23 protein-coding genes are annotated in these 21,121 nt (G+C 67.3%); 14 read left to right on the top strand and 9 right to left on the bottom strand.

Features of this window, described 5'->3' with window-relative positions; translation table 11 throughout:
• Positions 1–31 precede the first annotated feature (31 nt).
• On the top strand, positions 32–1,009 hold the full coding sequence (locus tag ASE00_RS19110) for a DNA topoisomerase IB (RefSeq protein WP_056383287.1): 978 nt from the start codon (positions 32–34) through the stop codon (positions 1,007–1,009).
• 15 nt (positions 1,010–1,024) lie between these two features.
• Here ASE00_RS19110 and ASE00_RS19105 read toward each other — a convergent pair whose 3' ends face one another.
• Both ASE00_RS19105 and ASE00_RS19100 read right to left on the bottom strand, forming a co-directional pair.
• Positions 1,025–1,366 (bottom strand): response regulator, encoded by a 342-nt coding sequence (locus tag ASE00_RS19105; RefSeq protein ID WP_056383285.1) that lies wholly within the window; start codon positions 1,364–1,366, stop codon positions 1,025–1,027.
• Between the two features lie 149 nt (positions 1,367–1,515).
• Entirely contained in the window at positions 1,516–2,046 is a 531-nt protein-coding gene (locus ASE00_RS19100) for a J domain-containing protein (protein WP_056383282.1), read from the bottom strand.
• A 232-nt stretch (positions 2,047–2,278) separates the two neighbouring features.
• Between ASE00_RS19100 and ASE00_RS19095 the strand changes: the two genes are divergently transcribed.
• From ASE00_RS19095 to ASE00_RS19080, 4 genes are all read left to right on the top strand, one after another.
• Positions 2,279–2,947 carry a DUF6975 family protein gene (locus tag ASE00_RS19095; RefSeq protein ID WP_056383280.1) on the top strand — a complete coding sequence of 223 codons (669 nt, stop codon included), beginning with the start codon at positions 2,279–2,281 and terminating at the stop codon, positions 2,945–2,947.
• Positions 2,948–3,210: 263 nt separating this feature from the next.
• Positions 3,211–4,053 carry an AAA family ATPase gene (locus tag ASE00_RS19090; RefSeq protein WP_056383278.1) on the top strand — a complete coding sequence of 281 codons (843 nt, stop codon included), beginning with the start codon at positions 3,211–3,213 and terminating at the stop codon, positions 4,051–4,053.
• A gap of 121 nt (positions 4,054–4,174) precedes the next feature.
• Positions 4,175–4,489: a hypothetical protein gene (locus ASE00_RS19085; RefSeq protein WP_162256503.1), complete on the top strand. Its 315-nt coding sequence runs from the start codon at positions 4,175–4,177 to the stop codon at positions 4,487–4,489.
• A 130-nt stretch (positions 4,490–4,619) separates the two neighbouring features.
• Positions 4,620–5,060, top strand: a complete 441-nt coding sequence (locus ASE00_RS19080) for a hypothetical protein (RefSeq protein WP_056383273.1) — start codon at positions 4,620–4,622, stop codon at positions 5,058–5,060.
• Positions 5,061–5,103: 43 nt separating this feature from the next.
• On the opposite strand, the gene ASE00_RS19075 is transcribed toward ASE00_RS19080, so the two are convergent.
• The 3 genes from ASE00_RS19075 to thrS all read right to left on the bottom strand — a co-directional run bounded on the left by ASE00_RS19075 (position 5,104) and on the right by thrS (position 8,586).
• Positions 5,104–5,829 (bottom strand): hypothetical protein, encoded by a 726-nt coding sequence (locus ASE00_RS19075; protein WP_156405513.1) that lies wholly within the window; start codon positions 5,827–5,829, stop codon positions 5,104–5,106.
• Positions 5,830–5,904: 75 nt separating this feature from the next.
• A complete protein-coding gene (locus ASE00_RS19070) occupies positions 5,905–6,564 on the bottom strand; it encodes an SOS response-associated peptidase family protein (RefSeq protein WP_056383270.1) in 660 nt (219 codons plus the stop codon).
• A gap of 21 nt (positions 6,565–6,585) precedes the next feature.
• Positions 6,586–8,586: a threonine--tRNA ligase gene (thrS, locus tag ASE00_RS19065; RefSeq protein WP_056383268.1), complete on the bottom strand. Its 2,001-nt coding sequence runs from the start codon at positions 8,584–8,586 to the stop codon at positions 6,586–6,588.
• Between the two features lie 191 nt (positions 8,587–8,777).
• Between thrS and ASE00_RS19060 the strand changes: the two genes are divergently transcribed.
• From ASE00_RS19060 to ASE00_RS19025, 8 genes are all read left to right on the top strand, one after another.
• Positions 8,778–9,839 carry a YjgN family protein gene (locus tag ASE00_RS19060; RefSeq protein WP_056383267.1) on the top strand — a complete coding sequence of 354 codons (1,062 nt, stop codon included), beginning with the start codon at positions 8,778–8,780 and terminating at the stop codon, positions 9,837–9,839.
• A complete protein-coding gene (locus ASE00_RS19055) occupies positions 9,823–10,872 on the top strand; it encodes a M48 family metallopeptidase (protein ID WP_056383265.1) in 1,050 nt (349 codons plus the stop codon). Before ASE00_RS19060 ends, ASE00_RS19055 begins: the two co-directional genes overlap by 17 nt.
• 169 nt (positions 10,873–11,041) lie before the next feature.
• A complete protein-coding gene (locus tag ASE00_RS19050) occupies positions 11,042–11,482 on the top strand; it encodes a hypothetical protein (protein ID WP_235538746.1) in 441 nt (146 codons plus the stop codon).
• A gap of 75 nt (positions 11,483–11,557) precedes the next feature.
• Positions 11,558–12,292 carry an alpha/beta hydrolase gene (locus ASE00_RS19045; protein ID WP_056383261.1) on the top strand — a complete coding sequence of 245 codons (735 nt, stop codon included), beginning with the start codon at positions 11,558–11,560 and terminating at the stop codon, positions 12,290–12,292.
• Positions 12,292–13,059 (top strand): tetratricopeptide repeat protein, encoded by a 768-nt coding sequence (locus tag ASE00_RS19040; RefSeq protein ID WP_235538745.1) that lies wholly within the window; start codon positions 12,292–12,294, stop codon positions 13,057–13,059. The genes ASE00_RS19045 and ASE00_RS19040 overlap by 1 nt, the downstream gene beginning before the upstream one ends.
• Positions 13,060–13,219: 160 nt before the next feature.
• On the top strand, positions 13,220–13,636 hold the full coding sequence (locus ASE00_RS19035) for a VOC family protein (protein ID WP_056383258.1): 417 nt from the start codon (positions 13,220–13,222) through the stop codon (positions 13,634–13,636).
• Between the two features lies 1 nt (position 13,637).
• Positions 13,638–14,369 carry a hydroxyacylglutathione hydrolase gene (gene gloB, locus ASE00_RS19030; protein WP_200957970.1) on the top strand — a complete coding sequence of 244 codons (732 nt, stop codon included), beginning with the start codon at positions 13,638–13,640 and terminating at the stop codon, positions 14,367–14,369.
• A 38-nt stretch (positions 14,370–14,407) separates the two neighbouring features.
• The gene (locus ASE00_RS19025) at positions 14,408–14,800 is read left to right on the top strand and encodes a hypothetical protein (protein ID WP_056383254.1); all 393 of its coding nucleotides are present in this window, start codon (positions 14,408–14,410) and stop codon (positions 14,798–14,800) included.
• Positions 14,801–14,961: 161 nt separating this feature from the next.
• Here ASE00_RS19025 and ASE00_RS19020 read toward each other — a convergent pair whose 3' ends face one another.
• From ASE00_RS19020 to ASE00_RS19010, 3 genes are all read right to left on the bottom strand, one after another.
• A complete protein-coding gene (locus ASE00_RS19020) occupies positions 14,962–15,918 on the bottom strand; it encodes a glutaminase (protein ID WP_056383253.1) in 957 nt (318 codons plus the stop codon).
• A gap of 146 nt (positions 15,919–16,064) precedes the next feature.
• Positions 16,065–17,177, bottom strand: coding sequence for a DNA polymerase III subunit beta (dnaN, locus tag ASE00_RS19015; RefSeq protein ID WP_056383251.1), 1,113 nt, complete (start codon positions 17,175–17,177; stop codon positions 16,065–16,067).
• 185 nt (positions 17,178–17,362) lie between these two features.
• Positions 17,363–17,932, bottom strand: coding sequence for an outer membrane protein (locus ASE00_RS19010; RefSeq protein WP_056383249.1), 570 nt, complete (start codon positions 17,930–17,932; stop codon positions 17,363–17,365).
• A gap of 117 nt (positions 17,933–18,049) precedes the next feature.
• Between ASE00_RS19010 and ASE00_RS19005 the strand changes: the two genes are divergently transcribed.
• Complete coding sequence (locus ASE00_RS19005) at positions 18,050–18,571, top strand: hypothetical protein (protein ID WP_056383247.1); 522 nt, start codon at positions 18,050–18,052, stop codon at positions 18,569–18,571.
• A gap of 125 nt (positions 18,572–18,696) precedes the next feature.
• On the opposite strand, the gene ASE00_RS19000 is transcribed toward ASE00_RS19005, so the two are convergent.
• Complete coding sequence (locus ASE00_RS19000; RefSeq protein WP_082594847.1) at positions 18,697–21,105, bottom strand: ligase-associated DNA damage response DEXH box helicase; 2,409 nt, start codon at positions 21,103–21,105, stop codon at positions 18,697–18,699.
• Between the last annotated feature and the right edge of the window lie 16 nt (positions 21,106–21,121).

Raw genomic sequence — 21,121 nt, 5'->3', positions numbered from 1 at the left:
CAGATCTCTGCCTCCTGCGTTGTGCATTCCCATGCAACATCGCCCTATCGAACAGCTCGACACGATCGACTCCGCCCCCGGGATCAGCCGCACCCGGCGCGGGCGGGGGTGGCGCTTCGTCGCGCCTGACGGGTCGACGGTCAGCGATGTAGAGGAGCGGATGCGCATCCTCGGCCTTGGCATCCCGCCCGCCTGGCGCAAGGTGTGGATCAATCCCGACCCGCAGGCGCCGGTGCAGGCCACCGGCTTCGACGCGGCGGGGCGCAAGCAATATCGCTACCACAACAGCTGGCGCGAGGCGCGCGACCAGGAGAAATTCGCCGGACTGCCCGCGTTCGCGAAGCATCTGCCGCAGCTCCGCGCCGCAGTCCGCCGCGCGCTGAAGAGCGAAGACCCGTGGGAACGCGCGCGCGCCGCTGCGGTGCGGCTGCTCGACGGTTTCGCGATCCGGGTGGGATCGGCCGATTCCGCGGCGCGCGGCAGCTTCGGCGCGACCACGCTGCTCAACCGGCACGCGCGGATCAATGGCGACGAAATCCACCTCTGCTTCTACGGCAAGCATGGCATCCGCGCCGAGCTCTCGGGGAAGGACGCCGCGCTCGCCGCCGCGCTCGCCGAGCTCAAGACCGCGGGCGCCGGCACGCTGTTCGCGACCCGATCGGGCCTGCGTGTCCGCGCCGCCGACATCAACGAATGGATCTGCGAGCTGACCGACGGCGCCGGCACCGCCAAGACCTTCCGGACCTGGCGCGCCTGCGCGGTCGCGGCGGGCATGCTCGCACGCGGGCGGCGGACATCGGTGAAGACGCTGCTCGAAGAGGTCGCCCGCCAGCTCGGCAACACCCCCGCCGTCTGCCGCAAATCCTATGTCGCCCCGGCCTTTGTCGACATGGCCAAGGGCGGCCGATGGATCGAGGCGGTTCCCGCCGATCCCCGCGCGCTGCGCGCCAACGAACGCGCGAGCCTCGCGGTGCTCACCGGCCGCGCCAAGATCAACGCGCGCGATTGAAGCCACAAAGCCCCGTCAGTGCCAGCCGTCGATCGCCTGCTGCAGCTGGCCCAGGCTGCACGGTTTCGCCAGCACCACCCCCTCAACGTCGCGCGGCACGACATGGGCGAGTCCGCTGAAATAGATAACCGGCAGGCCGGGCAATTGCGTGCGCGCATAATGAGCCAGTTCGAGGCCGTCGGGACCGCCGGGCATGTGGATGTCGGTGACCAGCATGTCGATCGGTGTCGCGGCGGCGATGATACCGGCGGCGTCGTTGCCGCCGCCGGCCTCGATCACGTCATGGCCCAGTTCACGCAGCAGATCGGCAGTCACCGCCCGCACCAGCCCGTCATCGTCGACGCATAAAATCCGCACCCGGCTCTCCCATGCGTTCCGCGGCGCAAGCCCCTAGCAACTACGGGGGCCATGCACGCGAAGTTGCAGGTCACCGGCGTTCATATGGTTACGGAACGACGCGGGCCGGAATTTGATCCACATTAAGCTGCCGTAGCGGAAATCACCTATCAGCGGGGGCGGCGTTCCTCGGCGCGGCGCAATATCTCGAACGCCGCCTGCACCGCCTGGAAGCGCACTGCCGCCTCGGCGTCGTTCGGCTTCACGTCGGGGTGGTTGGCCTTGGCCAGCCGCCGCCACGCCGCCTTCACCGCCTCGAAGCCGGCGTCGACTTCGAGCTCAAGCGTCTCGAAGGCGCGCATCTCGTCGCGCGACCAGCGGCCGTCGCCGGGGCCCGCCCAGCCATAATGCGCCTGCTCGGCATAGCCCGAGGCCGAGCGCTTCTCGTCGGCCTCGCGCGCCGCGGCTTCCTCTGCCGACAGGCCGGCGAAATAATCCCAGTTGCGATTATATTCCTCGGCGTGGCGCGGGCAGAAATACCAGCGCTCGCGGCTGTTCGGCGCCTTGGGTGCAGGGCAGTCGCCCGGCTGGTCGCAGCCATGGCGGTCGCACATCCGCACCTGGGTCGCCCCCCGCTCGCTGCCATAGCCGCGCCAGCGGGGGAAACCCCAGTCGTTCGAACGGGAGGATGAACGCGCCATAAGCGGTCCCCTCTAGCGCCATCAGGCTGAACGGCAAATGGATGTTTTACGGGAAATTATCGGCTCCCGCTGCGGGCCGACACCGGACATAGCGGCGTAGGCGCTTTGTTAACCACCAATTTTTCGACGGCGTAACGGGCTATTTACCGCATCTGGCTATAGCGATTCGCACGAGAGGCAGCGTTTATGCCGATCGTGCTTATGGTCCGGTTGTATTCGGGGTGTGTTGCGTATGGCGTATGAACTACAGCAGGCGGCTGCGCGTCCCAGCGCGGCCGGGACGATCGGTGCGCTGATCTGCGACGATGGTGGCAAGAGCCATCCCTATATCGCCTGTCATATCTTTTCGCGGGGCCGCGAGGCCGGCCGCGACCTGGCCGATGCCGTTCATTTCATCGCCAATCTTCATGGCCGCCAGCCGGGCGTGATCGACCTTGCCCGTAAGAAGCCGGCAAGCGATGGTGCACGCGCCTGGCTCGACGCCGCCGCGCAGGGTTTCGCCGAGGAGCGCCTCTATCTGACCCAGGTCGTCGTCGCGGCGGGGCCGCTGCCCAGCACCCCGGGCCAGGCCCAGTCCGAAGCCGCGGTCGCGGGGCAGCGCCACGCGCTCGAAATGCTCGCCCGGTCGGATCGCAACGGCTGCGCGCTCGGCGCGGCGATGGCGCTGGTACTCGACTGGCGCTCGATCCGCGCGGTGATCGACGCCGCGGCGCAACGCTTCGGCGTCGCCCTCACCCCGCCTGCCCTCCCTTCGCCACGCCGGACGATGGCGCTTGCCGACGCCGCCGAATACCCCGGCGTCGAGCGCGCGATGGTGTTCGGCGCGCAGCAGCTGCTCGTCCAGCATCGCGGATTGTGGGGGCTGCTGGAGGCACGGGCGGAAGCCAGAATCGGGACGTAACTCTCCCCTCCCTGCCAAGGGAGGGGCCGGGGGTGGGTTAGTCCGGCGAAATGGCTGCCACAACCCTCGGCGTGACCCACCCCCCGACCCCCTCCCTTGGCAGGGAGGGGGAGTTGGCGCTTGCCCTCCTTACCGCCTCCCCTTATCGCCCAGACCTTGATCGCCCGGGGAACCGGGCGTGAATCAAGGTCTCGGACAAAGGTTGGAGCCTGATTCACGCCATCGGCGATCAGGCTCATGCGATTTTCAGCGGGAGACAGGCGTTGCGTTTCGACGGCACCAGCAATTACATCGCCACGGCGGATCTCAAGGTCGCGGTCAACGCCGCAGTCACGCTGCGCCGCCCGCTGCTGGTGAAGGGTGAACCCGGCACCGGCAAGACGGTGCTGGCGCACGAGATCGCCGCCGCCGCCAACGCGCCGCTGATCCAGTGGCACATCAAGTCGACCACCAAGGCGCATCAGGGCCTGTACGAATATGACGCGGTTGCCCGCCTGCGCGACGGCCAGCTCGGCGACGAGCGCGTCCACGACATCCGCAACTACATCAAGCGCGGCAAGCTGTGGGACGCCTTCACCGCGCCCCAGCTTCCCGTGCTGCTGATCGACGAGATCGACAAGGCCGACATCGAATTCCCCAACGACCTCCTCCAGGAACTCGATCGCATGTCGTTCGACGTCTACGAGACCGGCGAGACGATCGCGGCCAAGGAGCGGCCGATCGTCGTGATCACCAGCAACAACGAGAAGGAACTGCCCGACGCCTTCCTGCGGCGCTGCTTCTTCCACTATATCAAATTCCCCGACCGCGAGACGATGCAGGCGATCGTCGACGTCCACTTCCCCGGCATCCAGAAGGCGCTGGTCGCCCAGGCGATGGACATCTTCTACGAGATCCGCGACGTGCCCGGCCTCAAGAAGAAGCCGTCGACCAGCGAGCTGCTCGACTGGCTCAAGCTGCTGCTCGCCGAGGACATGCCGCTCGACGTCCTCCAGTCTCGCGACCCTAAGAAGGCGATCCCCCCGCTCCACGGCGCGCTGCTCAAGAATGAGCAGGACATCATGCTGTTCGAGCGGCTGGCCTTCCTGAACCGGCGGGGAAGCTGAGCCGGTGAACCTGGCTAGACGCATCCTCCACTGGGATCGCGTTTCGCAAGCTGCCGGTCTGCTGTGCCTAGTGCCTTCGGCGGTGGCTTTCGCCGCTTTTACGCTCCCCTATGCCGGTCGCATGAGCACCGGGGAGCTGGCGTTCATCATTCTGCTGCTGCCGGTATATATCGCGATCATCGGCGCGGCGCAGATCGTGATGCTGATCTTCATCCGGAATTCGCTGCCTGGACGATCGCGAACAGTCCTGCTCATGATTTCGATCGCGGTGACCGTAGGGGAGATCACTCTGTTTGCGAATATTGATCGCAGCGGCAATTCGACGGCAGCCTTAGCGATAGCAATCCTACCTCTTTACCTTGCTACCGCCACAGCCTTGGGGGGCACGGTCATTCGCTGGCTGGCGAAATACCGTTCCAGGCGGCCGGAAGAATAGGATAACTTCGGCCTATGCGAGTCAGCTTATTGTCCATGGAGTCCGACCGCCCGATTAGGTGGTTTTCCTAAGCCCGCATCTTCACGCCGGTTCATATTTTATCCATGAATCGCATATAGTTGATCAGGCCATGATCCGGCAGAACCTGTCCCGTTACGATGTCGACGCCATGCCCCTCATGCTGGACGGCGCGGCGCTCGCCGGGCTGTGGACCTTGCGCTTCGGGCTGTTCGGCTGCCGCGACGACGAGACCCATGGCGGCGTCCTCCATGTCGAAGGCGACCGGATGGCCGGGGGCGACGGCCAGCTGATCTTCCATGGCCGGTTCACCCTCGACGGCACCACTCTCACCGCGTCGCTTTCGGTCGTCCGCCATGGCAGCGGAACCGGCTATGCTGGGGTCTTCGGCACGCTCGCGCCGATGTTCCAGCTCGACGTCGTCGCTGACGCGATCACAGCCGATCTTTTCGAGGGGCGCATCGTCCACCGCGCCGGCGGCGAGGCGCGCCCGGAAATCCGCGTCGTGATGCGCCGCTTCGAACCGATGAGCGACCGCAGCCAGATCATCTGAGGCCGAGGGCACGAGCCGACGGTCTGCGCCACCCGCTTCGCCTTCACTTCGCCTTTGCCGGCTCCTCGATGATCTCGTTGCCGACGAAACCGAAGTGGATGCCGTGGTCTGCGAGATTGCTTGCGGCGATAGCATCCTGCACGCAGAAGAGCCGTTCGCCGCCTCCGGGGCTGAGGTCGAGGGACGTCGGCTGGGGCGTGAGCAGGCTCGGCTTGCGGGGGTTGTGGAAGGATTCCACTACGCTGCCCGACGTGACGCCGCACAGCGCTTCCAAGGATCGCATATAGCTTTCGAGCGTCTGCCGGTGGGGATCGTAGCGGGGCAGCTTGTCCAGCAGGCCCGCCTGCCGCAGCCGCCTGCGGGCCTCGCGCGGCTCCCGCTTCGCCTGCTTCTCCGCTTCCAGTTTGACGAAGGCGCGCTGTTCGTCGGGATCGTCGAACATCACGAAGGTGATCATATCCGCCGAAGCCTTCACGAGGCACACCCGTTGCCGGAGCGAGATGGCGGGGCCGCGGCCGATCCGCACGACATCCTCGCCCCCCATGCCCGGGTCCTTGCCGATCGATGCACGCGGCGGCCGCAACCCACAAGCGGAGATGCGCGCCATCACCTGCTCCCGGGTCGGTGGCGCGGTCGATGGGGCAGGGAAGGCCCAGGGCGAAGCGGCGAGCTTTGCCAGCGCCGGGATCAACGATTCGGCGCGGACAAAACCGGAAGGGACGGCCAGCGCCAACGCCAGAATGGCTACCGTTGGTAGTGATCGACGCATTGGCCCGTCCCCTTTGCCCAAGTCATAGACCGGGCCTGCCTCGTCGCAATATTGGTCAGTGCCAAAATGGAGCGATCATCCCACCTGCTCCACCGTCAGCGTCCCTGCCGGAGCCGGACCGATCAGATCCCGCGCCGGCACCGAGCCATCGAGCCACGCCGCCCAGTTCGCGCGCGGCATCAGCACTACCTGGCGGCTGTGATAGGGTGCGATGTCCGGCCCCGGCGCGCAGGTCAGCAGGGTGAAGGCCTCGTGACGCGTGTCGGGAATCGCCGCTTCGTCGCGCTTCCACAATCCGGCGATCATGAAGACGTCCTCGCCCGCCCAGCCGAAGCGCCATTTGTCCTTGCGCTTCTTGGCCGGATCGGCGGGCGGCGTGAACTCGTAGAAGCCGTCGACCGGAATCAGGCAGCGGCCCTGCTTCGCCGAATTGCGGAAGTCGCGCCCCTCGCTGCGGTAATTATAGACCGGCTTGCCCGACGGCCCCGGCCAGCTCCAGCGGCGGGTCACCAGTTCGGCGGTCAGCAAAGTGCTGGGGGCACTTTGCGCGCCGAACTCGGCCTCGGACGGCACACCAGCGGCAGCGCGGACGATCACCGTCGGATCGGTGATCCGCACGCTTTCCAGCGAGGCCATGTTGGGCAGCCCCTCGGGAAAGACGAGGCCGATTGCCGCTTGCTCATAGGCGATGCGGAGCAGATCGAGATCGACGCGGCGGGAGACTTCGTTGCACATCGCCGGCCCGCCGCGGCGCGATCAGCGGCGCAGGTCGGGCGGGGTCGCCTCCGCCACCAGCGCGGCGATCGCCTCGTCGAGCGGCAGCACGGTCTGCGCCTGCTCGCCCAGGCGGCGGATCGCGACGGTGCCCTCCTCGGCCTCGCGCTTGCCGACGACCAGCAGCGCCGGGACCTTGGCCAGGCTATGCTCGCGGACCTTGTAGTTGATCTTCTCGTTGCGCAGGTCGCTCTCGGCGCGCAGCCCGGCGGCGGCGAGCTTCTTCTCGACGTTGTGAGCATAGTCGTCGGCGTCCGACACGATCGTCGCGACCACCGCCTGCACCGGCGCCAGCCAGAGCGGGAAACGGCCGGCATGATGCTCGATCAATATGCCGATGAAGCGCTCGAAGGTGCCGAGGATCGCGCGGTGGAGCATCACCGGGCGGTGCCGTTCGCCATCCTCGCCGACATAGGAGGCGTCGAGCCGGTCGGGCAGCACCCGGTCCGACTGGATCGTGCCGACCTGCCAGGTGCGGCCGATCGCATCGGTCAGGTGGAATTCGAGCTTGGGCGCGTAGAAGGCCCCCTCGCCGGGCAATTCCTCGAACTTCGCCTTGATCGTGTCGCTGAGCTGCGAGCTCAGCACCGCCTCGCGCAGTTCGCTCTCGGCCTTGTCCCACGTCTCGTCGGAGCCGAAGCGCTTGTCGGGGCGCAGCGCGAGCTTGACGGCATAATCCTCGAAGCCGAGATCGCGATAGACGCTGTCGAGCAGCTCGCAGAAGTCGCGCACCTCCCCGATCAGCTGGTCCTCACGCACGAAGATATGCGCATCGTCCTGGGTGAACTGGCGGACGCGCATGATGCCGTGCAGCGCGCCGTGCGCCTCGTTGCGATGGCAGCAGCCGAACTCGGCCATGCGGATCGGCAGGTCGCGATAGCTCTTGATCCCCTGGCGGAAGATCAGGACATGCGCCGGGCAGTTCATCGGCTTGAGCGCCATCAGGTCGCCCTCGCCGGTCAGGACCGGGCCTTCCTCCTCTGTGTTGGGGATCTCGTCGGGAACGACGAACATATTCTCGCGATATTTGCCCCAATGGCCCGACTGCTCCCACTGGCGCGCGTCCATCAGCTGCGGGGTCTTCACCTCGACATAGTCGGCGGCGTCGAGCTTGCGGCGCATATAGGCCTCGAGTTCGCGCCACAGGCGGAAGCCCTTGGGATGCCAGAACACCGAGCCCTGTGCCTCGGGCTGGAGGTGGAACAGGTCCATGTCCTGGCCGATGCGGCGATGGTCGCGCTTGGCGGCCTCCTCCAGCCGGGTCAGATGCGCATCGAGCTGCTTCTTGTTGAGCCAGCCGGTACCGTAGATGCGGCTGAGCATCGCGTTGTTCTGGTCGCCGCGCCAATAGGCGCCCGACACGCGGGTCAGCTTGAAGGCTTGCGGATCGAGCTTGCCGGTCGAGGGCAGATGCGGACCCCGGCACATGTCGAGCCAGTCGTCGCCCGACCAGTAGACCGTCAGCGCCTCGTCACCGGGCAGCTCGGCGGCCCATTCGGCCTTGAAGCTCTCGCCCTGCTGTTTCCAGCGCGAGATGAGCTGCTCGCGGCTCCACTCCTCGCGGCGCAGAGGCTTGTCGGCGGCTATGATCCTGCGCATCTCGGCCTCGATCGCGGGCAGGTCCTCCTCGGTGAAGGGGCGATCCTTGGGCGCGAAATCATAATAGAAGCCGTCGTCGGTCGACGGCCCGAAGGTGATCTGCGTTCCCGGGAACAGGCTCTGCACCGCCTCGGCGAGGATATGGGCGTAATCGTGCCGGGCGAGATCGAGCGCATCGGCCTCGTCGCGCGCGGTCACCAGCGCGAGCGTCGAATCCTGCGTCAGCGGGCGGCCCAGGTCGCGCAGCTCGCCATCGACCCGCGCCGCGAGCGCCGCCTTGGCCAGCCCCGGCCCGATCGCCGCGGCGATCTCATAGGGGGTAGTGCCCGTCTTCACTTCGCGCACCGAGCCGTCGGGAAGCGTGATGGTGAGAAGATCGGACATGGGAAAGACGAAATCCTTGTATTTGCGGAGCGCGGCTTATGCCCGCGAAGAGGGGCGCGGGGCAAGCGTTGCGGTCATGCCCTCCTTCGTCATTCCGGCAGAGGCGCTTGGCCGTCACTTCGGACCGATATTCGCTTGACCCGCGAGGCGCGCCATAGTCCGTTGCCGCCGGGAAAGTTTGGGGGGCAAGCATGACGGGCGGTCAGGCGGGCAGCGCGTTTCGTTTCGAGGGAAGCTGGCGCGAATTCGCGCCGATCGCCTTCACCAACCTCCTGCTGATGATCGTCACGCTGGGAATCTACCGCTTCTGGGCGACGGCGCGGGCGCGCCGCTATCTGTGGGATCGCACCCGCTTCATCGGCGCGCCGCTCGAATGGACCGGCACCGGGCTTGAGCTGCTGATCGGCTTCATCCTCGTCCTGATCTTCCTCGGCCTGCCGCTGTTCGCGCTGCAGTTCGTGGCCCAGGGCCTGATGGTGCGGGGCCATATCGGCGGCGCAATCCTGCTCATCATCACGGCCTATGCCGCACTGCTCTATCTTTACGGCCTCGCCCGCTACCGGGGGTTGCGCTATCGGCTCAGCCGCACCTTCTGGCACGGCATAAGGGGCGGCAGCGACGACAAGGGCTGGGGCTATGCGCTGACCGCGCTGTGGAAGACGGCGATCGGCGCGTTTGTCCTCGGCATCTTCATCCCCTGGTCGATGACCAGCCTGTGGAACGACCGCTGGGGCCGGCTGAGCTTCGGCAGCCATCGCTTCGAGGCCGATGCCGACTGGCGGCGGGTCATCGGACACTTCCTGCTCTTCTACCTGCTGCCGGTCGTCGGCTGCGTCGGCGGAATAGGGCTGGTCGCGGGCAGCATGGCGGACGGCAGGCCGCCTAGCCCGGCGGCCTTCGGCACCTTCATTCTCGGCGCGATCGCCGCCTACGCCGCTATGGGTCTGATCGCCATCGTCTATTATGCCGCCTTCCTGCGCGAGGCGATCGGATCGCTCCGGCTCAACAAGATCGGGTTCGATTTCACCGCGCGCACGACCGACTGGATCATGCTGATCCTCGGCCATATCGCACTCCTCCTCGTCACGCTGGGCGTCGGCTTCATCTTCATCGGCTATCGCAACTGGTCCTTCTTCATCCGCCATCTCGAGGCGACCGGTGAGGTCGAGCTCGCCACGCTCACCCAGTCGACCACCGAGGTACCGCGCCAGGGCGAGGGACTGCTCGATACGTTCGATGTCGGCGCCTTCTGATCCGCCGCCGCGCGCCGCGGCCTGGCTGCACGACGGGCAAAGCGCGGTCCGCCATGAGGTAAGCGTCGCGCTTGAGAGCGGCGCGCTGACGATCGAGGGATTTGCGCCGGTACCGGTCGATCGGCTGCGGCGGCTGGACTCGTCGGCGATTATCTTCGGCCGCAAGGACATCCCCGGCTGGCGGCTCGGCTTCGACGTCGAGCCCCCCGGCCCGATCCTGTGGCAGCTCCCTGCCGCCGCCCGCTATGGCGGGCCGATCGACCGGATCGGGATGTGGGGCGCGGCGGCGATTGCAGCCGTCCTGTCGGCGGTCGTGATCGTCGGCATGATCAAGGGTGTCGATCTCGTCGCGCGCGCCATTCCCTATAGCTGGGAACAGAAGCTCGGCGACGCGATCAGCGGCGATTTCGGCGAGCATGCCTGCCGTGGCCCGGCGGGGCAGAAGGCGCTCGATGGCCTCGCGCGGCGGCTGTCGCCGGCGGGGCGGCCGATGCGGGTCGGGGTGGTCAACCTGCCTGTGGTCAACGCGGTCGCGCTGCCGGGCGGGCGCATCCTGATCTTCCGGGGGCTGATCGACGAAGCGAAGTCGCCCGACGAGGTCGCCGGCGTGCTCGCGCATGAGATCGGCCATGTCGAGCATCGCCATGTCCTGACCGCACTGCTGCGCCGCTTCGGCATCGGCCTGTTGATCGGATCGGGGGGCAGCGCCGCCGAATATGGCCAGGCACTCGTCGAATCGCGCTACAGCCGCGCCGCCGAGAGCGAGGCCGACGATTATTCGATCGACCATCTCGTCCGCGCCGGGATCAGCACCGCGCCGACCGCGGCGATGTTCGCCCGCTTCGGCCGCGACGAGGCGGGGATGCCCGGAGTCTTCGCCTATATGGCGAGCCACCCGCCTTCCGCCGACCGCAGGAAACGCTTCGAGGCCGCGGTGAAGCGGGTGCTACATCCGGCCCCCGCGCTCGATCCGGCGGGCTGGGCGGCGGTGCGCGCCATGTGCCGCAATGCGAAAGCGAAGGACGGCGCGTAAGGCCGTTCACGGTTGGGCGCGGGAACGTACCGCCTGGCTTCCGAGTTTCGAAACCATGGTCAGACCAGCTCTATATGCCGCATTGGCGCCTGCCCTGCTGCTCGTCGGATGCGGCCAGCCGCAAGAGCCAGGCAGACAGGCGAACTCGGCTACGTCCGCGGTGGCCCCCATGTCCGGGACGCGCCGCGCACCCGACAGGATCCCCGCGGCCGAAGCGCCGCCCCGTCTTACCGACGAGGCCGCCCACGGAATAGAAGGCGCGCGCGACGTCCTGCTGAGCTTTGCCCGCGCGATCGAGCGGAAGCGATATGGCGAGGCGTGGGCATTGCTCAGCGCAGCCGATCGGGAGAAGTGGAGCAGGCCGGCCTTTGCCGCGATGTTCGACGGCCTTGGCCAGGTCAGCGTCGCGATCCCCGACGGAACGGCCGAAGGGGCCGCAGGCTCGCTCTACTACACCGCGCCGGTCACCATCACCGCCGATGATCGTGACGGCCGCCCGGTACGGATGGAGGGCACCGCGACGCTGCGGCGGGTCAACGACGTCGATGGCGCGTCTCCGGAGCAGCTGCGATGGCACTTCGCGACACTGACCCTCGACTGGACGCATTAGGCGCTGGAAAGACGATCCACCGCCACCGCGCATAACCGCCATGGCCCCGGCGGCGACCTCGGCTATAGAGACCGCATGACCGCCTATCTGACCCGCCCCGACAAGCCCGCCCTCGCCTATCGCTATCGTCCCGGGCGCGGACCGGTGATCGTCTTCCTGCCCGGCTACCGCTCCGACATGGAGGGCGAGAAGGCGACCGCGCTCGATGCCTGGGCGGGGCGCGAGGGGCGGGCGATGCTGCGGCTCGACTATTCCGGCTGCGGCGCGAGCGAGGGCGACTTCGCCGATTTCACCCTCGCCGACTGGCGTGACGACGTGCTCGCCGCGATCGACGCCTTTGCCGCTGGCGGCCCGCTGCTGCTGGTCGGCTCGTCGATGGGCGGCTGGCTCGCGCTGCTCGTCGCGCTGGCGCTGCCCGGGCGGGTGGAGGCGATCGTCGGCATCGCCGCCGCGCCCGATTTCACCGCCTGGGGCTTTTCGGACGATGTCGTCGCCCTGCTCCGCCGCGAGGGCAGGATCGAGGCGCCGAGCGACTATTCGGACGAGCCCTATCTCACCACGCTCGCTTTCTGGGAATCGGGGCAGGCGAACCTCCTGCTCGACGGCGAGATCGCCTTCGACGGGCCGGTGCGGCTGCTGCAGGGCCAGCGCGACGAGACGGTTCCGGTGTCGGTGGCGATGCGCCTCGGCCGCGCGCTTCGTTCAGCCGATGTGCAGACGATCCTCGTCAAGGACGGCGACCACCGGCTGTCGCGGCCTGGCGACATCGCCCTGCTAATCGGCACCGTCGCCGCGTTGATGGAGTCCTGATGTTCGTCCTTCTCGCCGCCGCCGCCGCCGCCGTCGCCGTCGCGTCACCCCCGCCGCCCGCCCTCTCGCAGGCCGAGCATAGCGCGCGCGGCGCGAAATGTGCGGCGCTGGCCGATCGCGATCCGGCCAAGGCCGAAGCCGAGGCGCGCGCCTGGCTTGCCGCTAATGGCGGGATGGCGGCGCGGCAATGCCTCGGCATCGCCCAGTCGGGTCTCGAACAATGGGCGGCGTCGGCCACCACCTTCGAAGCCGCCGCCAAGGAGGCGCAGATCGCGCAGGACCCGATGGCGGTGGTGCTGTGGATGCAGGCGGGCAACGCCGCGCTGGCGGGGGACGAGGCGTCGCGTGCGCGCGGCAATTTCGATCGCGCGCTGGCGCTGCCCGGCCTGTCGAAGGAGATGGAGGGCGAGGTCCATCTCGACCGCGCCCGCGCCTCGGTCGCGCTCGGCGACAGTGCCGCGGCGCGCGCCGATCTCGATCGGGCGACGACGCTGGTCCCGCGCGATCCGCTCGGCTGGCTGCTCCGCGCCAATCTCGCCCGGAAATCCAAGGATCTGCCCACCGCCTTCGCCTCGATCCGCGAGGCGGCCAAGCTGTCCCCCGGTGATGCCTCGATCGCCTATGAAGCGGGCAATATCGCCGCGGCCTCGGGCAATATGGACGACGCCAGGGCAGCGTGGACCCGCGCGGCGCAGGCCGCTCCGGACAGCCCGGCAGGCCAGGCGGCGGCGCTGGCGCTGAAGGGCGGGGAAGCTCCAGAACCCTGATCTTCCAGATCTGAGGGCCTTCTCCAATATCGTCCTCCCGGGCTTGACCCGGGATCCCGCTTTTCTTCAGCCAGAGCCCGCAAAGAAGCGGGACCCCGGATCACGTCCGGGGTGACGTAGGAGGTTGAGAGTGGAGCGCCAGCCCCCTACATCTCGCCCCATGAAATATCTCCACACCATGATCCGCGTCGCCGATCCGGCCGCCACCGTCCGCTTCTTCGAACTGCTCGGCCTCCGCGAGATCGAGCGGATGGACAATGAGGCGGGCCGCTTCACCCTGATCTTCCTCGCCGCCCCGGGGGACGAGGACGCCCAGGTCGAGCTCACCTACAATTGGGATCATGAGGGCGGCTATGACGGCGGGCGCAATTTCGGCCATCTCGCCTATCGCGTCGACAATATCTACGAGACCTGCCAGCGGCTTATGGACGCCGGGGTGACGATCAACCGGCCCCCGCGCGACGGGCACATGGCCTTCGTCCGCAGCCCCGACAATATCTCGGTCGAGCTGCTTCAGGACGGCCGCCTCGACCCCGCCGAGCCCTGGGCGTCGATGCCCAACACCGGGGTGTGGTGAGGTGAGCGTCGAGATCGTCCGCATCCCGGCGCTCAGCGACAATTATATCTGGCTCGCGCACGATCCCGCCTCGGGCGAGACCGCGGTGATCGATCCGGCCGAGGCGCAGCCGGTGCTCGACGCCGCGGCAGCGCGCGGCTGGACGATCGGCCAGATCTGGAACACCCACTGGCACCCCGACCATATCGGCGGCAACGACGCGATCAAGGCGGCGACCGGGGCGGTGGTCAGCGCCCCCGCCGCCGAGGCCGCGAAAATCCCCTCGCTCGACGTCGCGCTGGCCGAAGGCGATACCGTCCGCCTCGGCGCGATCGAGGGCCGGGTGATCGAGGTTCCCGCCCACACCGCCGGGCATATCGCGATTCACCTTCCGCAGGAGGATGTCGTCTTCGTCGGCGACACGCTGTTCGCGATGGGTTGCGGCCGGCTGTTCGAGGGGACGCCGGCGCAGATGTTCGCCAATATGCAGCGGCTGGGCGCGCTTCCGCCCGAGACCCGCGTCTATTGCGCGCATGAATATACCCAGAGCAATGGCCGCTATGCGCTGGTTGCCGAGCCCGAAAATGCCGCGATCCGCGATCGGATGGCGGCGGTCGACGCCGCGCGCGCGCAGGGCGAACCGACCGTCCCGACCACGATCGCGCTCGAACGCGCCACCAACCCCTTCCTGCGAGCCGCCAGCGTCGAACAGCTCGCCGAGCGCCGCGCGGCCAAGGATGTGTTCCGCGGCTGAAACAGGCTATACGCACTCCACAACAGGAGAGTCGTGCCATGCGCTTCAGCCCCCTCGCCGCCGCTGTCGCCTTGCTTTGCGTTCCCGCCGTCGCTGCCACCGACGCGCCCGTTCCGCTGTCGGCCAAAGCGCAGAAGGAGCTGAGCGGGCGGACCGCCGGCGCGCCGGTCTCCTGCGTCCAGCTTCGCCGGATCGGCGCGACCCGCATCGTCGACGCGACGGCGGTGATCTACAAGCAATCGGCCCGGCTCTGGTATGTGAACCAGCCGGACAATGGCCGCTGCACCCTGCTGCGGCCAAACCGCATGCTCGTCACCACCACCAGCACCGGCCAGCTGTGCAGCAACGACCTGCTGACCATCGCCGAGCCGAGCTCGCCGATCACCTACGGCGCCTGCGGGCTGGGCCGGTTCGTGCCCTATACGAAGTGAGCAATGTCCGCTCATCCTGAGGAGGGGCTGAGCGTGGCGAAGCATGTCCTGAGCGCCTGCCTTGGCAGGCAGTCGAAGGGACCCGTCTCGAAGGGTCCGGCGCGTCCTTCGAGACGCCACTTCGCCGAGCTCAGTGGCTCCTCAGGATGAGCGGATCTTTATCACCCAGGCTCGCGCTGGTTGAAGACCGACCATCCGGTCGCGACCGCGATCCGTTCCAGCGCGAGCGAGCCGAGCGTCGAATTGCCGCGCTCGTTGAGCCCGGGGGACCACACCGCGATCGAGGCGATGCCGGGGACGACGCAGAGGATGCCGCCGCCCACCCCGGACTTGCCGGGAATGCCGACGCGAAAGGCGAACTCGCCCGATCCGTCATAATGGCCGCACAGCATCATCAGCGCGTTGATGCGCCGCGCGCGCATCGGCGAGACGATGTTGAAGCCGGTGTCGGGATGCTGCCCCTCGAGCATCAGGTAGCGCCCCGCGCGGGCGAGCTGTCGGCAGTTCATCGCCAGCGCGCATTGGTGGAAATAGACGCCCAGCACCTGCTCGACCGGGTGATGGATATTGCCGAAGGCGCGCATGTAATTGGCCAGCGCGGTGTTGCGGAAACCGGTGTCGGCCTCGCCCTGCGCCACCTCATTGTCGATAGTGATGCCGTCGTCGCCGGCCACCTCGCGCATGAAGCGCAATATCTCGCCGATCGCCTCCTTGGGCTCGTGCCCGGCCAGGACGACGTCGGACACGACGATCGCACCCGCGTTGATGAAGGGATTGCGCGGAATCCCCTGCTCGGCCTCGAGCTGGACGATCGAATTGAACGCATTGCCCGACGGCTCGCGTCCCACCCGCTTCCACAGCGCGTCACCCACCTTGCCCAGCGCCATGGTCAGCGCGAAGACCTTCGACACCGACTGGATCGAGAAGCTGGTGTCGGCGTCGCCCGCCGCGAACATCTGCCCGTCATGGGTGGTGATCGCGATCCCGAAATGCTTCGGGTCGACCCGCGCGAGGCCGGGGATATAGTCGGCGACCTTGCCGCGTGCCTCGATCGCCGACATCTCCGCGCAGATCCGGTCGACAAGAGCCTGAAGATCGGGAGCGGCGGTTACCGGCATGTCTAAACCCCCAGTCTGGTACCCCACCAAACCGTCATCCTGAACTTGTTTCAGGATCCACTCTTCCACCTGCTCTGCCGCTCTTGTGGCGGGGTGGATGCTGAGCCAAGTTCAGCATGACGGCAAGAACTAGCGGAGGATAGCCCTCAGACGCGCATCGGCATCAGAACATACAAGGCGGGCGCCTTGTCATTCTCGCGGATCAGCGTCGGCGCGGCGGCATCGGCGAGGTGGACCTCGACCATGTCGCCGTCGATCTGCCCGAGGATGTCGAGCAGATAGCGCGCGTTGAAGCCGATCTCGAAGCCCGAGGCGGTATAGTCACCGGGGACTTCCTCGGCGGCGGTGCCGTTTTCGGGGCTGGTGACCGACAGCGTGATCTTGTCGCGGTCGAGCGCCATCTTCACCGCGCGGGTCTTTTCCGAGGCGATGGTGGCGACGCGATCGACGCCTTCCATGAAGCTCTTCGGATCGATCTTGAGCAGCTTGTCGTTCGCGGTCGGGATCACCCGGTTATAATCGGGGAAGGTGCCGTCGATCAGCTTGGAGGTCAGGATCGCGGTACCCAGGCCAAAACGGATCTTGGTCGACGACAGCGACACGTCGACCGAACCGTCAACCTCGTCGAGCAGCTTGCGCAGCTCGCCGATGCATTTGCGCGGGATGATGATGTCGGGCATCGCCTCCGCGCCGTCGGGGCGGGCGATGGTGACGCGGGCAAGACGATGGCCATCGGTCGCCGCCGCCTTGAGGACCGGCGTCCCTTCGTCCTGCACGTGGAAGAAAATGCCGTTGAGATAATAGCGGGTCTCTTCGGTCGAGATCGCGAAGCGGGTCTTGTCGATCAGCTGCTTGAGCGTCTCGGCGGGCAGCTCGAACTTGGTCGGCAGCTCGCCCTCGGCAATCATTGGGAAATCATCCTTGGGCAGCGTCTGCAGGTTGAAGCGCGCACGGCCCGCGACAACCAGCATCTTGCCGTCGGCGGCGCTCAGCGACACCTGGCTCCCTTCGGGCAGCTTGCGGGCGATGTCGAACAGCGTGTGCGCCGACACGGTGATCGCACCGGGCTGGTCGACCGCAGCCGCCACCACCTCGACGATCTGCAGGTCGAGGTCGGTCGCCATCAGCCGCAACGTGCCTTCGGAGGTCGCCTCGATCAGCACGTTGGAGAGGATCGGGATCGTATTGCGCCGCTCCACGACCGACTGGACGTGGCCCAGGCTTTTCAGAAGCGTCGCGCGTTCGATCGTTGCCTTCATGGACTGCCCCGGAATCCCCGATGTTCAAATGGAATCCGGTTATAGCGCGGCTTTGCGGCCCGGCTAGTCCCCTGCTGCAAAAGCTGGGGATATTTCGTGCGGGTGTTGCCGTAGCGGCGAGACCCAACAGAAAGGGGCCGGAGTCCCGCGACCCGGCCCCTTTCCTTATTCGATTTCCCGAACGATCAGAAGCGGAAGCCGAAGCCGCCGACGACCTGATGGCGCGCGAAGCCGTTCTCATAGTTGGAATAGCGATACTCGGTCTTCACGAAGGCGTTGGTGCCGAGCGCATATTCCGCGCCCACGCCGACGCGGACGCCGTCGAGGTCGGTGCTGCCCAGGTTCACGCGGCCGGTGCCGTCATTGCTGGTCAGCTTGGCGCGGGCGTTGGTGTAGCCGGCCTTGGCGTAGAGCAGCGTATTGCCACCCAGGACGGTGCCGACGCGGCCGCCGACATATAGATCGCGGCCAGCGCGGGCGCACAGGCGCGGATCGGCCAGCGTGGTCGAGCCGACGCACTGCTTGACGCTCGAGTCAGCGGCTTCGGCCTCGATGCCGACCAGGCCCATGCCCGTCTGGAAATCATAACCGGCGGCCAGCCCATAGCCGATGCCGTCGTCATGCCCGTTGTTCTGGACGCGATCCCAGCCGGCCAGCGCTTCGACGCGGGCGCCGGTGAACGGCGCCTTATCCTGGGCGAGGGCGGGGGTTGCTGCGCTGGCCGCGAAAAGGGCGGCGACAACGATGCTGCGCATAATATACTCCATCTATTACCTCGTCTCCGGAATGCTGGTGGAGACGTGGGGGGCCAAGTGCACCAGACGCGTCGAGGTTGCATGAACGCCAGATAAACAACGGAAATTGTTGCATTTATGCCACTTTTGAAAGGTCGGGGGTTGACAGCGAACGGAGCCCGGATTTGCTTGGTGCTTTGTGCGCTACTGCTCGTTGGCGCGGCTCCGCCCGGACGGACGGCGCTGGGAATTTTTTCGGGCTGGGGCGCTTTCCGCGATGCCAACCCGCTTCGCTGCTTCGCGATCGCCACGCCCGAGCGGCGCAGCGGGGGAACGCATCGCAGCTTCGCCTCGGTCGCGATCTGGCCGCGCCAGCACATCAACGGCCAGGTGCATTTCCGTCTGCGCGAGCCGCGCGCGCCGAACAGTCCGATCCGGCTGATCTTCGGCGACAGGAGTTTCCCGCTCGTTGCCGCCAGCCTCGACGCCTGGGCCCCCGACCCCCGCGCCGACGCCGCGATCATCGCCGCGATGCGCAGCGGCACCTCGATGCGCATCGCCTGGGTGTCGAAGGAAGGCCGCGACCGGTCCGACGGCTATCTGCTCGCGGGCGTGGCAACGGCGATCGACGCGGCCGCCTTGGGATGCGCCCGGCGCTGACTCCCCTCCCTGCCAAGGGAGGGGCCGGGGGTGGGTTACGCTGCTAGTGGTGGCGGACTAGTTTGCCTCATGGGCCGGAATGACCCACCCCTAACCCCTCCCTTGGCAGGGAGGGGAACAAGAAATCACTCCCGCATCGCTTCCGCCGCTAGCGCATCAGCCTCGATCAGCAACACATCGTCGGCCAGCCCCTGCGCCACCGTCTCGCGGCCGATCAGCACCAGCACCGGCACCGCAAGCGGGGAGACGCGGTCGAGCTGGACATGGACGATATTCTCCGCCGCCCGCTCGATCAGGTGGCTGAGCCGCCCGACATCGGTCATCTTGGCGCGCGCATCGGCCCAGGCGGCGTCGAGCAGCAGATGGTCGGGCTCGTAGCGGCGCAGCACGTCGTAGATCAGGTCGGTCGAGAAGGTGACCTGCCGCCCCGACTTCTTCTTGCCGGGATGCTGGCGCTCGACGAGCCCGCCTATCACCGCGACCTCGCGAAAGGCGCGCTTGAGCAGCGCCGAGCGCTCGACCCAGTCGACGAACTCGTCCTCGAGGATCTCGGGCGAGAACAGCGCCGCCGGATCGGTGACCGGCTCAAGCGAATAGCAGGCGATCGCATAGTCGCTCGCGACGAAGCCGAGCGGCGACAGGCCCAGGCTCTCCATCCGCCGGGTCAGCAACATGCCGAGCGACTGGTGCGCGTTCCAGCCCTCGAAACTGTAGATCACCATATAATGGCGCTGGTCGCGCGGAAATGTCTCGACCAGCAGCTCGTCGGGTGCGGGCAGGCGCGAGCGGCGCTGCTGGACCTCCAGCCATTCGCGGACGTCGTCGGGAAAGCGCGCCCATTGCGACGGGTCGTGGAGATAATCGCGGACCCGCGCGGCGAGATCGGTCGAGATCGGCATGCGTGCGCCGCCATAGGTCGGGATGCGCGCGGGCTTGGCGGTGGCGCGGACGATCAGGTCGGTCAGGTCGATCTTCTGCACCTCCAGCGCCATCCCCATGAAGAAGAAGCAATCGCCGGGCGCGAGGGTGGTGCCGAACCCCTCCTCGACCTTGCCGAGGCTGCGGCCATTCTTGAAGCGCACGTCGAGCATCGGCGCCTCGACGATGATCCCGGCGTTCAGCCGGTGCTGGACCGCGAAATTGGGATGACTGACCCGCCAGCGCCCGTCGGTATCGCGGGTCAGGCGTTTGAACTTGTCATAGGCCTTCAACGCATAGCCGCCATTGGCGATATAGTTCAGCACGCGGTCGAATTGTTCGGGGGTCAGCGTGGCATAGGGCGCGGCGCTGTTGACCTCGGTCAGCATCGCCTCCGCCGCGAACGGCCCGGCGCAGGCCACCGCCATGACATGCTGGGCGAGCACGTCGATGCTGCCGGCGCGGAACGGATCATTGTCGAGCTCGCCCGCCTCGATCGCGTCCAGGGCGGCGCGGCCCTCCAGATATTCGAAGCGGTTGCCGGGCACGAGCACCGCCTCGCTCGGCTCGTCGAGCCGATGGTTGGCGCGGCCGATGCGTTGCAGCAGCCGTGACGCTCCCTTGGGCGCGCCCATCTGGATGACGAGGTCGACATCGCCCCAGTCGACGCCCAGGTCGAGGCTCGCGGTCGCGACCAGCGCGCGCAGCCGCCCCTCGGCCATCGCGCCCTCGACCTTGCGGCGTGCTTCCCGCGACAGCGACCCGTGGTGAATGCCGATCGGCAGCCCCATCGCATTGGCCTTCCACAGATCCTGGAAGATCAGCTCGGCCAGGCTGCGGGTGTTGCAGAAGATGATCGTCGTCTTGTGGGTCTCGATCTCGGCCATCACCTGTTCGGCAGCATAGCGCCCCGAATGGCCCGCCCAGGGAATGCGCCCCTCGGGGATGAGGATGTCGATCTGCGGCGGCGCGCCCGGATCGCCCTGCACCAGCGCGACCGCCTCATAATCGCCATCGCCCGACAGCCAGCCGCGATAGGCGTCGGGATCGGCGATCGTCGCCGACAGCGCCACCCGGCGCATCTCGGGGGCCAGTGCGGAGAGCCGCGCGATCGACAGCGCGAGCAGATCACCGCGCTTGGTGGTGGCGAAAGCGTGGACCTCGTCGATCACGATCGTCTTGAGATTCGCGAACAGCCCCGCGCTGTCGGGATAGGAGAGCAGCAGGCTCAGCGATTCGGGTGTGGTGAGCAGGATCTGCGGCGGCTTCACCCGCTGCCGCGCCTTGCGGTCGGACGGGGTGTCGCCGGTCCGCGTCTCGACCCTTATGTCGAGCCCCATCTCCTCGATCGGGGTGAGCAGATTGCGCTGCACGTCGACCGCCAGCGCTTTGAGCGGCGAGACATAGAGGGTGTGCAGCCCGTCCTGCGGCGCTTCGATCAGCTGGACGAGGGTGGCTAGGAAGCCTGCGAGCGTCTTGCCCGACCCGGTCGGCGCCACCAGCAGCGCATCCCGTCCCGCCCGCGCGGCGGCGAGCATGTCGAGCTGATGCCGACGCGGGCCCCAGCCCTTGGCGGCGAACCAATTGGCGAGGGGGGCGGGGAGGTCAGCGGCCATCCCAAATCCCTATCCG

Origin of the sequence: Sphingomonas sp. Root710 (genome assembly GCF_001429065.1) — a bacterium.
Classification (GTDB): Bacteria; Pseudomonadota; Alphaproteobacteria; order Sphingomonadales; family Sphingomonadaceae; genus Rhizorhabdus.
Note: the sequence above shows the minus strand (reverse complement) of the source record. Positions and strands in the feature narration are given on the sequence as shown.

What these genes read in the sequence shown, in the direction of transcription:
- ASE00_RS19060 (WP_056383267.1), top strand. Translation starts at nt 8,778, where the DNA reads ATGACGGGCGGTCAGGCGGGCAGCGCGTTTCGTTTCGAGGGAAGCTGG.
- ASE00_RS19035 (WP_056383258.1), top strand. Translation starts at nt 13,220, where the DNA reads ATGAAATATCTCCACACCATGATCCGCGTCGCCGATCCGGCCGCCACC.
- ASE00_RS19100 (WP_056383282.1), bottom strand. Translation starts at nt 2,046, where the DNA reads ATGGCGCGTTCATCCTCCCGTTCGAACGACTGGGGTTTCCCCCGCTGG.
- ASE00_RS19010 (WP_056383249.1), bottom strand. Translation starts at nt 17,932, where the DNA reads ATGCGCAGCATCGTTGTCGCCGCCCTTTTCGCGGCCAGCGCAGCAACC.
- ASE00_RS19095 (WP_056383280.1), top strand. Translation starts at nt 2,279, where the DNA reads ATGGCGTATGAACTACAGCAGGCGGCTGCGCGTCCCAGCGCGGCCGGG.
- ASE00_RS19020 (WP_056383253.1), bottom strand. Translation starts at nt 15,918, where the DNA reads ATGCCGGTAACCGCCGCTCCCGATCTTCAGGCTCTTGTCGACCGGATC.
- ASE00_RS19025 (WP_056383254.1), top strand. Translation starts at nt 14,408, where the DNA reads ATGCGCTTCAGCCCCCTCGCCGCCGCTGTCGCCTTGCTTTGCGTTCCC.
- ASE00_RS19045 (WP_056383261.1), top strand. Translation starts at nt 11,558, where the DNA reads ATGACCGCCTATCTGACCCGCCCCGACAAGCCCGCCCTCGCCTATCGC.
- ASE00_RS19110 (WP_056383287.1), top strand. Translation starts at nt 32, where the DNA reads ATGCAACATCGCCCTATCGAACAGCTCGACACGATCGACTCCGCCCCC.
- ASE00_RS19005 (WP_056383247.1), top strand. Translation starts at nt 18,050, where the DNA reads ATGCCACTTTTGAAAGGTCGGGGGTTGACAGCGAACGGAGCCCGGATT.
- ASE00_RS19080 (WP_056383273.1), top strand. Translation starts at nt 4,620, where the DNA reads ATGATCCGGCAGAACCTGTCCCGTTACGATGTCGACGCCATGCCCCTC.
- ASE00_RS19070 (WP_056383270.1), bottom strand. Translation starts at nt 6,564, where the DNA reads ATGTGCAACGAAGTCTCCCGCCGCGTCGATCTCGATCTGCTCCGCATC.
- ASE00_RS19055 (WP_056383265.1), top strand. Translation starts at nt 9,823, where the DNA reads ATGTCGGCGCCTTCTGATCCGCCGCCGCGCGCCGCGGCCTGGCTGCAC.
- thrS (WP_056383268.1), bottom strand. Translation starts at nt 8,586, where the DNA reads ATGTCCGATCTTCTCACCATCACGCTTCCCGACGGCTCGGTGCGCGAA.
- ASE00_RS19040 (WP_235538745.1), top strand. Translation starts at nt 12,292, where the DNA reads ATGTTCGTCCTTCTCGCCGCCGCCGCCGCCGCCGTCGCCGTCGCGTCA.
- ASE00_RS19085 (WP_162256503.1), top strand. Translation starts at nt 4,175, where the DNA reads ATGAGCACCGGGGAGCTGGCGTTCATCATTCTGCTGCTGCCGGTATAT.
- ASE00_RS19075 (WP_156405513.1), bottom strand. Translation starts at nt 5,829, where the DNA reads ATGCGTCGATCACTACCAACGGTAGCCATTCTGGCGTTGGCGCTGGCC.
- ASE00_RS19000 (WP_082594847.1), bottom strand. Translation starts at nt 21,105, where the DNA reads ATGGCCGCTGACCTCCCCGCCCCCCTCGCCAATTGGTTCGCCGCCAAG.
- dnaN (WP_056383251.1), bottom strand. Translation starts at nt 17,177, where the DNA reads ATGAAGGCAACGATCGAACGCGCGACGCTTCTGAAAAGCCTGGGCCAC.
- ASE00_RS19050 (WP_235538746.1), top strand. Translation starts at nt 11,042, where the DNA reads ATGTCCGGGACGCGCCGCGCACCCGACAGGATCCCCGCGGCCGAAGCG.